Genomic DNA, 13,144 nt, shown 5'->3' with positions numbered 1-13,144 from the left:
AAGCCAGCCATTGCACCAAAGGGGCGCATGTCCTACATGCTGCATATGACCATCAAACCGATCCTCATTCACCCCGACCCGCGCCTGAAAAAGGTGGCCGACGCTGTGCCGGACTTGTCCGACGATCTGCGCAAGCTGGCCGATGACATGCTGGAAACTATGTATGACGCGCCGGGGATCGGGCTGGCAGCTCCTCAGATCGGGGTGATGAAGCGGTTGATCGTGCTGGACTGCGTGCGCGAGGAAGACGCTCCGCGCGAGCCGATGATCATGTTCAATCCCGAGGTCATCCAGTCTTCGGACGAGCTGAACGTCTATGAAGAAGGCTGTCTGTCGATCCCCGATCAGTTCGCCGAAGTCACTCGCCCGAAAGAGGTGCGTGTTCAGTGGTTGGACCGCGAAGGGAATTTGAAAGAACAGGATTTCGACGGGCTGTGGGCGACCTGTGTTCAGCACGAGATTGACCACCTGAACGGCAAGCTGTTCATCGACTATCTGAAGCCGCTGAAGCGCCAGATGATCACCCGTAAGATGCAGAAACTGAAGCGAGAGCTGGCCCGGACATGACCCACCGCCCTTATGTGAAATACCCGCATAAATGCCTGCGCACAGCCGCCGAACCGGTCGAGGCCGTTACGGACGAGATCCGCGCCATCTGGGACGAGATGATCTTTGCAATGGACGCGATGCCCGGTGTTGGGCTGGCCGCGCCTCAGCTTGGGATCATGCAGCGTCTTGCGGTTGTGGATGCGTCTGACGAGCGCGGGCAGGCGGTGCGTATGGCGAACCCAGAAATCCTGCATGCCTCGACCCAGTATCGCGAGCATGAAGAAGCCAGCCCGAATTTGCCCGGTGTGTCCGCTGTGATCAAACGGCCGCGCGCGGTGACTGTACGGTTCTTGAACGAGGTTGGTGAGGTTGAGGAACGCGATCTCGTGAATATCTGGGCCACTTCGGTGCAGCATCAGATCGACCACCTGAATGGCAAGATGTTCCTGGATCACCTGTCACGCACGAAGCGCGACATGCTGGTTAAGAAGGCCAAGAAGCTTGGTGCCACCAGCAAATCCTGTTCTTGCTGCTAAGGTCCGAGGTCCAGATGCGTCTTGTATTCATGGGATCGCCCGATTTTTCCGTTCCGGTGCTCGAGGCTCTGGTCGAAGCTGGGCATGACATCGCAGCCGTCTATTGCCAGCCGCCGCGACCGGCGGGGCGCGGTAAGAAAGATCGCCCCGGTCCGGTTCATGCGAGAGCGTTGGAGTTGGGGCTGGAAGTGCGCCATCCGGTGTCACTGAAGGGGGCAGATGAACAGGCGGCTTTTGCAGATCTAAACGCGGATGCTGCGGTGGTCGTCGCTTACGGCTTGATTTTGCCGCAAGCCATTTTGGACGCACCGACGCATGGCTGTTTGAACATCCACGCCTCGCTTTTACCGCGTTGGCGTGGGGCAGCGCCGATCCACCGCGCGATCATGGCGGGTGACGCGGAAACCGGCATTTGCATCATGCAGATGGAGGCCGGGCTGGACACAGGTCCCGTTCTGTTGCGCGAGGCAACACCGATTGGCGCCGCGGAAACCACCGCGCAGTTGCATGACCGATTGGCTGCGATGGGGTCGCGGATGATCGTTGATGCTTTGGCACGTTTGGGGGATCTGTCCCCCGAGGTGCAGTCTGATGATGGCGTGACCTATGCCGCCAAGATCGACAAAGCCGAGGCGCGGGTGGATTGGACTCGTCCGGCCATCGAGGTTGATCGCCTGATCCGTGGCCTGTCTCCGTTTCCCGGCGCGAAATGCGACATGGCGGGCGAGCAATTGAAGCTTCTGGCATCGCGTTTGGCGGATGGTCAAGGGGCTCCTGGGCAGGTTTTGAACGGACTGACCGTGGCATGTGGTGATGGAGCGGTCGAGGTGCTGCGCGCGCAGCGTCCCGGCAAACGCGCGATGGAGGCCGAGGACTTCCTGCGCGGGTTCGAGATGCCCGATCACGTCAGCTAAGCCTTTCATTTGCCAGCAACTGACCCCATATTGATCCCATGCCCATCGTCCTTTTGATCATCATTGGAGCCGCCGCAGGCTTTTTGGCCACGCGAATAATGGATGTGCGCACCGACGTACCGACGACAATTGCCATTGGCGTGGGCGGCGCGTTGATCAGCGGGCTTCTAATGCGCTTCCTTTTGGCCATCGGCAGCTTTGCTTTCGGAGTCATCGGAGCGGTACTGGGAGCGATGCTGGTGATTTGGCTGTGGCAGCGGTACTCGGGCCGCAGTTAACAGGCGATTAACCTTCTTCAGGCACAGTGAACCCATGTTGGTTCGTGCTTTCATCTTGGCGTGTATTGCAGTGATTACCGCGACGGTTCAGGCCGTAGCGGGTGCATGGCCACGCGAGCAGGGCGAGGTGTTCCTGTCTGTGTCCACAGAACAAGATACCGGCAGCCTGCAGAACTATCCGCGTGGCACCGCCTATGTCGAATACGGGTTACGCCACAACATCACGATTTCTGGCAAGATCCGTTATGATTTTGCGATCCTACAGCCGACAGAATACGAACTGTCGGCCCGTTGGCATTTCTCTCAGAACGACCGCCCGCTACGAAAGGCATTAAGTCTGACGCTGGCTGGTCCCGAGTACGACCCCCGGATCGAACCCGCCTTCCATCTTGGTCGCGGTTTCAATACGCCACTAGGGTCTGCTTGGGCGGATCTGAAGCTTTTCGCCAGTGTTTCCACCGAAGGGTACGAGACTGAATATGGCGGTTACGGGATGATTGGCCTAAAGCCCCATGATCAGGTGATGACCATGCTGGGCGTGGACGTGATGGAGACGCCCGCTCAGACATTTGTGAAAGCCATCCCGTCCATCGCGTGGGAAATGCGCCAGGGGCGGCACCTGACTGTGCAGTATACCAAAGGTCTTCAAGGAACAGAGGAAAGCGAGCTGGGCCTGGGGCTGTGGCTTGAGTCCTAGGGGGCTTGCTTAGGTCTTGAACGGTGCCATGCCCGCCCGCGCCAACTCATCCGCGCGTTCGTTTTCGGGATGTCCCGCATGACCCTTTACCCATTCCCATGTCACATGATGACGGGCTTGGGCCGCATCCAGCCTTTGCCAAAGCTCGGCGTTTTTCACAGGCTTCTTTGCGGCCGTTCGCCAGCCGTTGCGCTTCCACCCGTGGATCCAGCCGGTGACGCCGTTCTTGACGTACTGGCTGTCGGTCACGACGGTGATCGCGCAGGGCTTGCCTAAGGTTTCAAGCGCCATGATGGCGGCCATAAGCTCCATCTGGTTGTTGGTGGTCAGCGCCTCGCCACCCTTCAGCTCGCGCTCCTTGACGACGGTGTTACCCTCTTTAGCTTGCAAAAGCGTGCCCCAGCCGCCGGGGCCGGGATTGCCGGAACAGGCACCATCGGTATAGGCGAAAAACTTGGCCATAATCTTGTTCCCTTTCGCCTAGTTGCGCGCGTGAATGACAATCCAGTCCGAGGGCCGACCATCCAGCCCGGTTCCTGATCCCAGAATATGGGTGATGGGTGTAAAGCCCGCCAAGGTCAACAGCCCTTCCAACTCGTCCTGTTGGTAATAGGTGTAAAACCGCCCCAGATCATCGCGGGCCTCGCCCGTGCCAAGCTTCAACCCGATATGAAGATATCCCTTCGGCTTCAACAGGTTGTTAAGGCGGATCAGCATCGCGGGCATGTCTGCGCGGGGCAAGTGGAGCAAGCTGAAATTGGCAAAGAGCCCGTCATAAACAGACTGTCCGGTGATCTGGTGAAACAGCACCTTACGCGCCGGAACGCCATGATCGCGGGCGCGTTTGACCATCGCGTCGGACCCGTCGATGGCATCCACAGATAGGCCATGTTTCAGCATTGCCTTTGCGCTCAGACCGGGTCCGCAGCCCAGATCCAACACATGCGCGCGCTGCGGCAACGCAGCCATGAACGCATCCAGCCCAGGCGTGGATTTTACGGCAACGCGGGCTTCGTACTCGGCTGCTTGTGCGTCATAGACGTCGAGTGTTTGGCGATCTTCGGACATGTTGGTTCAGGGAACTAAGGTCGGTGCGCTGCAAATGAAAAGGCCGGAGCGTTTGCCCCGGCCCGTTCGCTCAGATCACTCGCGTTCGTCGCCACCTTCAAATTCGCGTGGTGGGCGGCCGATCACGTCTTTCAGTTCTTCCAGCTCGATGAAATTGTCCGCTTGGCGGCGCAGTTCATCTGCTATCATCGGTGGTTGGCTGCGGATCGTCGAGACGACCGACACACGTACGCCCTTGCGTTGAAGCGCGGCCACCAACGGGCGGAAATCACCATCGCCCGAGAACAGCACAGCGTGGTCGATATAATCAGCCAGCTCAAGAGCGTCGACCGTCAGTTCGATATCCATGTTGCCTTTGACTTTCCGGCGCCCCATGGAGTCGGTGTATTCTTTGGCGGGCTTCGTCACCATCGAGAAGCCATTATAGTGCAACCAATCAACCAGCGGGCGAATGGGTGAGTATTCGTCGTTTTCCAGAAGAGCGGTATAGTAGAAGGCCCGCAAAAGCTTTCCCCGGCGCATGAATTCTTGCCGAAGCAGCTTGTAGTCGATGTCAAACCCAAGCGACTTAGCCGCTGCATACAGGTTTGAACCATCGATGAAGAGTGCAAGACGCTCGTCACGATAGAACATTAATTATCCTTTCTAATTGTCTTCGCCGAGCAATTCCGTGAGTGGTAGGATTAAAATCACTTAACGAAGAAAACACTTGTCGCAATCTAGGGAACGCTCGCTGTGCTGCAAGCCAAAAATCACGAAGAAACATATGCAAAAGTATTAGCACTGTTAGGAAGTAACGTCACTTTTGAATTAAAGGAATCGGCAGAACTTGTGCGCGATGCGCTGAATTGTCTTTCTGAACGTGGTTTAAGAATCACCTCTGTAAGTCGTTACTATAGCACAGCTTGCTTTCCGGCGGGGGCGGGGCCGGATTTCATCAATGTGGCCGTTCAGCTTATGGTGGATGAACCTGCTGAAATTCTTATGAAAACCTTTCATCAGGTCGAAGATAGATTCGGTCGCGAAAGACCCTCGCGTTGGGCGCAACGGACGCTTGATATTGACATGATTGCATATGAGGACCGCGTGGCGCCGGATCGCGATACGTTCCTGCACTGGAAAAATCTGCCGTTGGACAGGCAGATGCAAGAAGCTCCAGATCAGTTGATCCTTCCCCATCCGCGGCTGCAGGACCGTGGGTTCGCCCTGATTCCTTTGGCGGACGTCGCACCGGATTGGCGCCACCCCGTTTTGGGGAAAACCATCCAGCAGATGGCTAACGCCCTGCCGGATGCCGCAAAAAAAGAGGTTTCGCCCTTTGAAATGGCCTGATATGGGGCGTTTGTGCTTGTCATTGCCCGTCCAGAGGCATAGACAGGCGTTTCACATCCCCTTGCAAGGAATGGAGCTGACATGGCCCGTGTGACGGTTGAAGATTGCGTAGATAAAGTGCCGAACCGGTTTGATCTGGTGATGCTGGCGTCGCATCGTGCGCGTGAAATTTCGGCAGGAGCCGAGATTACAGTTGATCGCGACAACGACAAAAACCCCGTTGTTGCTTTGCGCGAGATTGCGGACGAAACCCAGACGGCGGACGAGCTGCGCGAACGCATGATCGAAGATCACCAGACTCAGATCGAGGTGGACGAACCCGAAGAAGACAGCATGGCGCTGCTTATGGGTGCCGAAGCTGCTGACAAGCCTGCTGACGACGACATGTCGGAAGAAAAGCTGCTGCGCGCGCTGATGGAAGCGCAAGGCCAAGGCTGATCGAAAGCGAGCGGGGGCGTCACGAGTGACGAGCTGGAAAGACGAGCTTGTTGATCTCGATATCGACGGTCTGATCGAACGCATTTCGACGTACAATCCCAAGTCCAACTCGGACCTGCTTATGGCCGCCTTTGAATATGGCGGCCAAATGCATTTTGGGCAGTATCGCCATTCGGGCGACCCCTATTACACGCATCCCTTTGCCGTGGCCGAGATATTGGCGGATATGCAGCTGGATGATGCGACCATCATCACCGCTTTTCTGCATGATACGATTGAAGATGCCGGGTCAACCTATGGCGAGGTTGCCGAACTGTTTGGCAAAGATATTGCCGAGCTTGTGGACGGTGTCACCAAGCTGACCAATCTTCAGCTTTCCTCGTCTGAAACGAAGCAGGCAGAGAATTTCCGCAAGCTCTTTATGGCCATGTCCAAAGACATGCGCGTCATTTTGGTGAAGCTTGCCGACCGTCTGCACAATATGCGTACGATCAAGGCGATGCGCCCGGACAAACAGGTCCAAAAATCGCGCGAAACGATGGATATTTATGCCCCCCTTGCTGGTCGTATGGGGATGCAGTGGATGCGTGAAGAGCTTGAGGATCTGGCCTTTCACGTGCTGAACCCCGAGGGTCGAAGCTCGATCATGCGGCGGTTCTTGCGGCTTCAGAAGGAAAGCGGTGATGTGATCCAGAAGATCACCAGCGATATCCGTCTGGAACTGGACAAGGCCGGCATAGAGGCCAAAGCCTTTGGGCGCGCGAAAAAACCCTATTCCATCTGGCGCAAGATGGAAGAGAAGGGGCAAAGCTTTTCGCGCCTGTCCGATACTTATGGCTTTCGGGTGATCACGGAAAGTGATGCGGATTGCTATCGGGTTCTGGGCGCGATCCATCAGCGGTGGCGCGCGGTGCCGGGGCGGTTCAAGGACTATATCAGTCAGCCGAAATCGAACGGCTATCGCTCGATCCACACCACGGTGTCGGGGCGTGACGGCAAGCGGGTCGAGGTTCAGATCCGCTCGCAAGAGATGCACGAGGTGGCAGAAACCGGCGTGGCTGCGCACTGGTCCTATCGTGACGGGATCCGGGTGGAAAACCCGTTTGCGGTCGATCCGGCCAAGTGGATTGCGTCTTTGACGGAACGGTTTGAAGCGGCGGATGACCACGACGAATTCCTCGAGCATGTGAAGCTCGAGATGTATCAGGACCAGGTGTTCTGCTTCACGCCGAAGGGTGAGGTGGTCAAACTGCCGCGCGGCGCGACTCCTCTGGATTTTGCGTATGCCATCCACACGCGGATTGGTGACAGCTGCGTTGGGGCCAAGGTTGATGGCATTCGCGTGCCGCTGTGGACGCGGATCAAGAACGGTCAGTCGGTCGAGATCATGACGGCGGAAGGCCAAAGCCCGCAAGCCACTTGGATCGACATCGTGGTGACAGGCCGTGCCAAAGCAGCGATCCGTAAGAAGCTGCGTTCAGATGACCGCGACCGCTATGTCCGTCTAGGCCGCGAATTGGCGCGTCTGGCGTTCGAACATGTGGGGCGCAAGGTCAGCGATAAGGCACTGGCGACCGCTGCGAAACAGCTGCGTCTGAAAGACACGGACGAGCTTTTGGCGCGTCTTGGATCGGCCGAACTGCAGGCGCGGGACGTTGTTGGAACACTCTATCCCGAGGCCGGAACCGGCGGGGACGAGGTTGACGTCGATGCATCAGTAATCGGGCTGGAAGCCGGGCAGGATTTTGCTCCGGCACAGTGCTGTCAGCCAGTACCGGGCGAACGGATTGTCGGGATTTCCTATCGCGGCAAGGGCGTGATGGTGCACACGATTGACTGCGATGCGCTGGCGGATCTGCACGATGACAGCTCGCGCTGGGTGGATTTGCATTGGCATTCAGGTAAGCACCCGGCCATCCACATTGTCAGCATTGAGCTGACGATTTCCAATGATGCAGGTGTTTTGGGACGCATTTGCACCTTGATAGGCGAACAGAAGGCCAATATCTCGGACCTGAAGTTCTTGGATCGGAAACCGGATTTCTATCGCTTGATCGTAGACGTTCAGCTGCGCGATATCGAACATCTTCATGCCATTATGTTGGCACTTGAGGCTGATAGTGATGTCGCAGCGGTACATCGTCATCGGGATCTGAGCCGCAAACCATAACGAAACCGGCCGAGCAGGCGGAAGGAAACGCACGTGTTTAAACGAAATCCGCGATCGTATCTGCGAATCGTAGCGGAATTCTTTTATCCGCGTGGCGGGTGGTATCGTGCGGCGCAGTATGTGGTGCATCGATTGCGACGCCTGCCCGACCCTGCGCATCGGATCTCGCGCGGGATTGCAGCCGGAGTGTTTGCGTCGTTCACGCCGTTTTACGGGCTGCACTTTCTGACCGCGGCCATTCTGTCGTGGCTGATGCGCGGGAATGTTCTGGCGTCCCTTCTGGCGACCTTTGTCGGTAACCCGCTGACTTTTCCCATCATTGCCGAACTGTCGGTCAATTTGGGTCATGCCATTCTGGGCCACAACGTGACGGTCCATCTTCCTGAAATCGTTGCCAGTTTTACCTCGGCCACCAATGAAATTTGGATGAATATCAAGTCGGTCTTCACCGATAGGATCGCGGATTGGTCGAAATTGGACCGCTTCTATGACCGCGTGTTCCTGCCTTATCTGGTGGGCTGCCTGATCCCCGGTATCATCGCAGGTATCGCGGCTTATGTGTTGGCCAACCCGGTAATCCACGCCTATCAGCGCCGCCGGATTAACAAGCTGAAGGCGCGGTACGAAAAACGTATGGCCGAACGGTTTTCCGAGGGTGGCGGCCCTGACAAAAACAAGTAACACTTTCCAAAACGGAACCGGTGCAGGAGCACGAACATGACCCAGACCGCAGGCCAGCTTCGGCTTGGTGTGAACATTGACCACGTAGCGACAGTGCGAAACGCGCGCGGGTCAGCTTATCCTGATCCCGTGCGGGCGGCAAAGCTGGCGGAAGAAGCCGGGGCCGATGGCATCACCGCGCATCTGCGTGAAGACCGCCGCCATATCCGGGACGAGGATATTGACGGGTTGATGGAAGCCCTGACGGCACCGTTGAATTTTGAATGTGCTGCGACCGAAGAAATGCAGGCCATTGCCCTGCGTCATAAACCCCACGCTGTCTGTCTGGTGCCCGAAAAGCGCGAAGAGCTGACGACCGAGGGCGGCCTGGACGTGGCGCGCAACGACAACCGTCTGGGCGATTACATCCTGCCCCTGCGCGACGCAGGCTGTCGTGTGTCGATGTTTATCGATGCGGATGCCGAACAGATCAAAGCCTCGGCTCGGATTGGTGCCGCTGTGGTCGAACTGCACACTGGGGCATATTGCGATTTCCATGCAGAAGGGGATTTCGACAAGCGTGACGCCGAGCTGGAACGCTTGCGCGAGGGTGCAGCGTTCGCACACTCGCTGGGGCTAGAGGTGCACGCGGGTCACGGGCTGACCTATGATACGGTCGCCCCCATTGCCGCTATGCCCGAGGTAATTGAATTGAACATTGGCCACTTCCTGATCGGTGAAGCGATCTTCCGTGGCCTTCCCGACGCTATCGCCGAGATGCGTCGCCTAATGAACGAGGCCCGAGGATGAACGGAACACTAAACTGGAAGCGCTATGCGGGCGTTTATATTCTGGCCATGATCGGGTTGATGATCATCGGCTTGCTGCTTGAGCGCCTATTTGGTTTCTCGCTGCCGTCCGGTCTGTCCACGGTACTGCCCCCGATGATGGCCGCGATGATCGAAGGTCAAAAACGCGCAGATGCCGGGCTGGGACCGTATAAAAAAGCCGAGGCTTGGTCCGCCGCCACGCTGGCCACCATGGTTGTCGGTGTCATCACTGTTGCCGTGCTTGCGGGACTCTTGATCCTGATGCCTGCCATGCGGGAAATGTTCTCGTCCATTTCGATGATGACATGGGTGCTGGTCTTTGCGGGCGTCATGGTGATTACCCTTCTGGTCAACCGCTTCTTCCTGACGATGGGGTACAAAAATCAGCGCAAAGTCTTGGATAAAAAGGCAGCCAAATGATCCTTGGCATTGGCACGGATCTTGCGAATATCGAGCGTATTCAAGGCACGCTGGATCGGTTCGGAGACCGCTTCCGCAAACGTGTCTTCACCGAACGCGAGCTTGCCAAAGCCGCCCGCCGCAAGGACGAGGCCGGTACATTGGCTAAACGATGGGCCGCGAAAGAGGCGTGCTCTAAGGCGTTGGGCACCGGACTTGCCATGGGGATCAGCTGGCGCGATATGGCCGTGTCGAACCTGCGCACGGGCCAACCCGTGATGGCCGTCACGGGCTGGGCTAAGGACCGTTTGGACGAAATGACCCCCGAAGGGCATACGGCGATCATCCACGTCACCTTGACCGACGATCATCCTTGGGCGCAGGCATTTGTGGTGATTGAGGCGCGACCTGCCTAAATCCCTCTTCAAACCCGCCGAAACCCGGCGCTAAACTTGACTCTGCCCCCCCATCCGCTCATATCGCCCACAACAGATTTCGGCCCCTGCGGCCTGACAGACAAAAGGCAGTTACATGACCGAAAAGCAGAAAGATGGCCTGTGGGAGAACGTGAAAACGATCTTCTGGGCGCTGATCATCGCCGGGATCTTCCGCACCCTGTTCTTTCAGCCCTTCTGGATCCCCACCGGGTCGATGAAAGACACGCTGTTGATTGGCGACTTTCTGTTCGTCAACAAAATGGCCTATGGCTATTCGCGTCATTCTTGCCCGTTCTCAAGCTGCCCGATCTCGGGGCGTATTTTGGGATCCGAGCCCGAGCGTGGCGACGTCGTCGTTTTCCGTCATCCGACCCTTGGGACGGACTATGTAAAACGCTTGATCGGTCTGCCGGGCGATAAGATTCAAGTTAAGAATGGCGTACTGTCGATCAACGGCGAAGTCGCGACGCAAGAGCCGGTTGGAATGTTCTCGGAAATCAAACTGCCGCAGGGCCGTTTCCGCACCATCCCCCAATGTATCAACCGTCCAGTGGGCGAAGGCGGCGAGTGCTTGAAAGAAAAATTCATTGAAACGCTGCCCGGCGGCGTGTCGCACTCGATCCTGAACTTCGCCAACCGCAGCGTGGACAATACCAACGTGTTCACTGTGCCCGAAGGCCACTATTTCTTCATGGGTGACAACCGCGATAACTCGATCGACAGCCGTGTCAGCCCTAACGCTGGCGGGGTAGGCTTTGTTCCCGCTGAATACCTGCTTGGCCGCGCCGACCGCATCATGTTCTCGGCCGCTGGCAAACGTCTGTTCTATTTCTGGACGTGGCGCTCGGATCGTTACTTCAAGGAAATCGAGTGAAGCTTTCTGCGGACCTTCAGGCCTTTACGGCACGCATCGGGTACGAATTCTCGCAGCCCGATCTGCTGATCCGCGCGCTGACGCATGGGTCGATCTCGTCCGCCACGCGGCCTGACAACCAACGACTGGAGTTTCTGGGCGACCGGGTGCTTGGGCTGGTGATGTCCGAAAAGCTGCTGGCCGACGATCCCGATGCGCCCGAAGGCACGCTGGCCCCGCGTTATAACGCGTTGGTGCGCAAGGAAACCTGCGCGGATGTCGCCAAGCAGATTGATCTGGGCGCGGTCCTGAAACTGGGCCGGTCCGAGATGAAGACCGGAGGCCGTCGCAAGCTTGCGCTTTTGGGCGACGCGATGGAGGCGGTGATTGCAGCCGTCTATCTGGATGGCGGGCTAGACCCCGCGCGGGATATGATCCTGCGACTATGGGGTGATCGCATCAACACGGTCGAGGCTGATGCCCGCGACGCAAAAACAGCCCTGCAAGAATGGGCGCAGGCGCGTAAGATGGCCGTGCCGAAATATGTCGAAACAAGCCGCGAAGGCCCGGATCATGCCCCGGTCTTCACCATCGAAGCGCAATTGCCCGATGGCCGGACGGCACAGGCGAAAGCCAACTCGAAACGAGCCGCCGAACAGGCTGCGGCCAAGGCGCTTTTGGCGCAGGTTGAAGGATAAACTTATGTCGGATGCGAACACACGTGCGGGGTTTGTCGCCCTGATTGGCGAGCCCAATGCGGGCAAGTCAACGCTGACGAACCATATGGTGGGGGCCAAGGTCTCGATCGTGACGCACAAGGTGCAGACGACCCGCGCGCGCATTCGTGGTGTGGCGATTGAAGGCGATGCTCAGATCGTTTTCGTGGATACGCCCGGCCTGTTCCAGCCACGTCGCCGTCTTGACCGTGCGATGGTTGCCGCCGCATGGGGCGGTGCGTCGGATGCGGACGTGATCGTTCTGCTGGTCGAGGCACATCGCGGCGTCACCGAAGGCGTTCAGCGCATTCTGGATGGTCTGGAAGAGATCGGGCAGGGCCGCACCGTGGCGCTGGCCATCAACAAGATCGACAAGGTCCAATCCGGGGTGCTTCTGGCGCTGACCAAAGACCTGAATGACCGTTATAACTTTGCCGAGACCTTCATGATCTCGGCCGAGAAAGGCCATGGTGTTAAAGATCTGCGTAAGTGGCTGGCTGAACGTTTGCCCGAAGGCCCGTGGCTGTACCCCGAAGACCAGATCGCCGACCTGCCCATGCGTATGATCGCCGCCGAGATGACCCGCGAAAAGCTGACCCTGCGCCTGCATCAGGAACTGCCCTATCAGTTGACGGTCGAGACCGAAAACTGGGAGGAGCGTAAAGATGGCTCAGCCCGCGTGGACCAGATCATCTATGTCGCCCGCGACGGCCATAAGGGGATCATTCTTGGCAAACGTGGCGAGACGATCAAAGCCGTCAGCCAATCCGCCCGCGCCGAGCTGGAAGAGTTCATGGGCCGCAAGATTCACCTGTTCCTGCAGGTAAAAGTGCGTCCGAACTGGCTTGAAGAAAAAGAGCGCTACTCGGAAATGGGGCTCGATTTCCGCGACGGGAATAAGTGATGCGCCTGACGGCGGATGTCTGGGTCTCGGCCTATCTGACGCGGCTGCGCCTGTCCGACATTCCGGCTTTCGTGACCCAGAAGGGCGACGCGACGGCGGGGGCGGTTTTGGTCAAAATGAACACGCTGGACGGACAGGCCGTAGCCTATCAACGCAGCTTTGACCTGATGACGGGTGATCGCTGTTGGGTGGTTCTGGCCGAGGGCGTCGAGGCGGAAGTGGACGCCGCTCTGACACGCCAAAAGGGCTTCGACCCAGACCTCTGGGTGATCGAGGTTGAAGACAAGCAAGGTCGCCATCTTCTGGACGAACCGGGGCTTTCGGACTGACGCGGACCCCGCTAGGCTGTGCGCAGGAGGGTCG

Annotated in this window: 19 protein-coding genes; 16 read left to right on the top strand and 3 right to left on the bottom strand. The window is 57.8% G+C overall.

Annotated elements, in window-relative coordinates; all coding sequences use genetic code 11:
* Positions 1 to 45: 45 nt before the first annotated feature.
* Genes def (ACXAH3_RS06185) through ACXAH3_RS06165 form a run of 5 tightly spaced genes read left to right on the top strand, consistent with a single transcriptional unit; the run spans position 46 to position 2,974 of the window.
* Positions 46 to 567: a peptide deformylase gene (def, locus tag ACXAH3_RS06185; RefSeq protein ID WP_474861804.1), complete on the top strand. Its 522-nt coding sequence runs from the start codon at positions 46 to 48 to the stop codon at positions 565 to 567.
* Complete coding sequence (def, locus tag ACXAH3_RS06180; protein ID WP_474861204.1) at positions 564 to 1,085, top strand: peptide deformylase; 522 nt, start codon at positions 564 to 566, stop codon at positions 1,083 to 1,085. Before def (ACXAH3_RS06185) ends, def (ACXAH3_RS06180) begins: the two co-directional genes overlap by 4 nt.
* A 14-nt stretch (positions 1,086 to 1,099) precedes the next feature.
* The gene (gene fmt, locus ACXAH3_RS06175; protein ID WP_474861203.1) at positions 1,100 to 1,999 is read left to right on the top strand and encodes a methionyl-tRNA formyltransferase; all 900 of its coding nucleotides are present in this window, start codon (positions 1,100 to 1,102) and stop codon (positions 1,997 to 1,999) included.
* A gap of 38 nt (positions 2,000 to 2,037) precedes the next feature.
* On the top strand, positions 2,038 to 2,277 hold the full coding sequence (locus ACXAH3_RS06170) for a GlsB/YeaQ/YmgE family stress response membrane protein (protein ID WP_474861202.1): 240 nt from the start codon (positions 2,038 to 2,040) through the stop codon (positions 2,275 to 2,277).
* A 34-nt stretch (positions 2,278 to 2,311) separates the two neighbouring features.
* Positions 2,312 to 2,974 carry a hypothetical protein gene (locus ACXAH3_RS06165; RefSeq protein ID WP_474861201.1) on the top strand — a complete coding sequence of 221 codons (663 nt, stop codon included), beginning with the start codon at positions 2,312 to 2,314 and terminating at the stop codon, positions 2,972 to 2,974.
* A gap of 9 nt (positions 2,975 to 2,983) precedes the next feature.
* Here the strand turns inward: ACXAH3_RS06165 and rnhA are convergent, their stop codons facing one another.
* The 3 genes from rnhA to ACXAH3_RS06150 all read right to left on the bottom strand — a co-directional run bounded on the left by rnhA (position 2,984) and on the right by ACXAH3_RS06150 (position 4,675).
* Positions 2,984 to 3,436 carry a ribonuclease HI gene (rnhA, locus tag ACXAH3_RS06160; RefSeq protein WP_474861200.1) on the bottom strand — a complete coding sequence of 151 codons (453 nt, stop codon included), beginning with the start codon at positions 3,434 to 3,436 and terminating at the stop codon, positions 2,984 to 2,986.
* Between the two features lie 18 nt (positions 3,437 to 3,454).
* A complete protein-coding gene (locus tag ACXAH3_RS06155; RefSeq protein ID WP_474861199.1) occupies positions 3,455 to 4,042 on the bottom strand; it encodes a class I SAM-dependent DNA methyltransferase in 588 nt (195 codons plus the stop codon).
* Positions 4,043 to 4,117: 75 nt separating this feature from the next.
* Positions 4,118 to 4,675, bottom strand: coding sequence for a LabA-like NYN domain-containing protein (locus ACXAH3_RS06150; RefSeq protein WP_474861198.1), 558 nt, complete (start codon positions 4,673 to 4,675; stop codon positions 4,118 to 4,120).
* A 102-nt stretch (positions 4,676 to 4,777) separates the two neighbouring features.
* Between ACXAH3_RS06150 and folK the strand changes: the two genes are divergently transcribed.
* From folK to ACXAH3_RS06095, 11 genes are all read left to right on the top strand, one after another.
* Positions 4,778 to 5,374, top strand: a complete 597-nt coding sequence (folK, locus tag ACXAH3_RS06145; protein WP_474861197.1) for a 2-amino-4-hydroxy-6-hydroxymethyldihydropteridine diphosphokinase — start codon at positions 4,778 to 4,780, stop codon at positions 5,372 to 5,374.
* A gap of 81 nt (positions 5,375 to 5,455) precedes the next feature.
* Positions 5,456 to 5,812 (top strand): DNA-directed RNA polymerase subunit omega, encoded by a 357-nt coding sequence (gene rpoZ, locus ACXAH3_RS06140; protein WP_163040754.1) that lies wholly within the window; start codon positions 5,456 to 5,458, stop codon positions 5,810 to 5,812.
* Between the two features lie 61 nt (positions 5,813 to 5,873).
* Positions 5,874 to 7,982: a RelA/SpoT family protein gene (locus tag ACXAH3_RS06135; RefSeq protein WP_474861803.1), complete on the top strand. Its 2,109-nt coding sequence runs from the start codon at positions 5,874 to 5,876 to the stop codon at positions 7,980 to 7,982.
* A gap of 33 nt (positions 7,983 to 8,015) precedes the next feature.
* Positions 8,016 to 8,663 carry a DUF2062 domain-containing protein gene (locus ACXAH3_RS06130; protein ID WP_474861196.1) on the top strand — a complete coding sequence of 216 codons (648 nt, stop codon included), beginning with the start codon at positions 8,016 to 8,018 and terminating at the stop codon, positions 8,661 to 8,663.
* Between the two features lie 36 nt (positions 8,664 to 8,699).
* Complete coding sequence (locus ACXAH3_RS06125; RefSeq protein ID WP_474861195.1) at positions 8,700 to 9,452, top strand: pyridoxine 5'-phosphate synthase; 753 nt, start codon at positions 8,700 to 8,702, stop codon at positions 9,450 to 9,452.
* The gene (locus ACXAH3_RS06120; protein ID WP_474861194.1) at positions 9,449 to 9,892 is read left to right on the top strand and encodes an ABZJ_00895 family protein; all 444 of its coding nucleotides are present in this window, start codon (positions 9,449 to 9,451) and stop codon (positions 9,890 to 9,892) included. Before ACXAH3_RS06125 ends, ACXAH3_RS06120 begins: the two co-directional genes overlap by 4 nt.
* Positions 9,889 to 10,287: a holo-ACP synthase gene (acpS, locus tag ACXAH3_RS06115; protein WP_474861193.1), complete on the top strand. Its 399-nt coding sequence runs from the start codon at positions 9,889 to 9,891 to the stop codon at positions 10,285 to 10,287. Before ACXAH3_RS06120 ends, acpS begins: the two co-directional genes overlap by 4 nt.
* 115 nt (positions 10,288 to 10,402) lie before the next feature.
* A complete protein-coding gene (gene lepB / locus ACXAH3_RS06110; protein ID WP_474861192.1) occupies positions 10,403 to 11,182 on the top strand; it encodes a signal peptidase I in 780 nt (259 codons plus the stop codon).
* Positions 11,179 to 11,859, top strand: a complete 681-nt coding sequence (rnc, locus tag ACXAH3_RS06105; protein WP_474861191.1) for a ribonuclease III — start codon at positions 11,179 to 11,181, stop codon at positions 11,857 to 11,859. The genes lepB and rnc overlap by 4 nt, the downstream gene beginning before the upstream one ends.
* A 4-nt stretch (positions 11,860 to 11,863) precedes the next feature.
* The gene (gene era, locus ACXAH3_RS06100) at positions 11,864 to 12,781 is read left to right on the top strand and encodes a GTPase Era (RefSeq protein WP_474861190.1); all 918 of its coding nucleotides are present in this window, start codon (positions 11,864 to 11,866) and stop codon (positions 12,779 to 12,781) included.
* Positions 12,781 to 13,110 (top strand): DUF1491 family protein, encoded by a 330-nt coding sequence (locus tag ACXAH3_RS06095; RefSeq protein ID WP_474861189.1) that lies wholly within the window; start codon positions 12,781 to 12,783, stop codon positions 13,108 to 13,110. Before era ends, ACXAH3_RS06095 begins: the two co-directional genes overlap by 1 nt.
* Positions 13,111 to 13,144: the final 34 nt, after the last annotated feature.

It is taken from the genome of Aliiroseovarius sp. ABM4_368, assembly GCF_056161205.1.
The sequence above is the reverse complement of the archived record's forward strand: the minus strand, read 5'-3'. Positions and strand labels throughout refer to the sequence as shown.

Bases quoted from the DNA above. Each gene is read 5' to 3' on its own strand.
- def (WP_474861804.1), top strand. From the start codon at position 46: ATGACCATCAAACCGATCCTCATTCACCCCGACCCGCGCCTGAAAAAG.
- def (WP_474861204.1), top strand. From the start codon at position 564: ATGACCCACCGCCCTTATGTGAAATACCCGCATAAATGCCTGCGCACA.
- fmt (WP_474861203.1), top strand. From the start codon at position 1,100: ATGCGTCTTGTATTCATGGGATCGCCCGATTTTTCCGTTCCGGTGCTC.
- ACXAH3_RS06170 (WP_474861202.1), top strand. From the start codon at position 2,038: ATGCCCATCGTCCTTTTGATCATCATTGGAGCCGCCGCAGGCTTTTTG.
- ACXAH3_RS06165 (WP_474861201.1), top strand. From the start codon at position 2,312: ATGTTGGTTCGTGCTTTCATCTTGGCGTGTATTGCAGTGATTACCGCG.
- rnhA (WP_474861200.1), bottom strand. From the start codon at position 3,436: ATGGCCAAGTTTTTCGCCTATACCGATGGTGCCTGTTCCGGCAATCCC.
- ACXAH3_RS06155 (WP_474861199.1), bottom strand. From the start codon at position 4,042: ATGTCCGAAGATCGCCAAACACTCGACGTCTATGACGCACAAGCAGCC.
- ACXAH3_RS06150 (WP_474861198.1), bottom strand. From the start codon at position 4,675: ATGTTCTATCGTGACGAGCGTCTTGCACTCTTCATCGATGGTTCAAAC.
- rpoZ (WP_163040754.1), top strand. From the start codon at position 5,456: ATGGCCCGTGTGACGGTTGAAGATTGCGTAGATAAAGTGCCGAACCGG.
- ACXAH3_RS06125 (WP_474861195.1), top strand. From the start codon at position 8,700: ATGACCCAGACCGCAGGCCAGCTTCGGCTTGGTGTGAACATTGACCAC.
- ACXAH3_RS06120 (WP_474861194.1), top strand. From the start codon at position 9,449: ATGAACGGAACACTAAACTGGAAGCGCTATGCGGGCGTTTATATTCTG.
- acpS (WP_474861193.1), top strand. From the start codon at position 9,889: ATGATCCTTGGCATTGGCACGGATCTTGCGAATATCGAGCGTATTCAA.
- lepB (WP_474861192.1), top strand. From the start codon at position 10,403: ATGACCGAAAAGCAGAAAGATGGCCTGTGGGAGAACGTGAAAACGATC.
- era (WP_474861190.1), top strand. From the start codon at position 11,864: ATGTCGGATGCGAACACACGTGCGGGGTTTGTCGCCCTGATTGGCGAG.
- ACXAH3_RS06095 (WP_474861189.1), top strand. From the start codon at position 12,781: ATGCGCCTGACGGCGGATGTCTGGGTCTCGGCCTATCTGACGCGGCTG.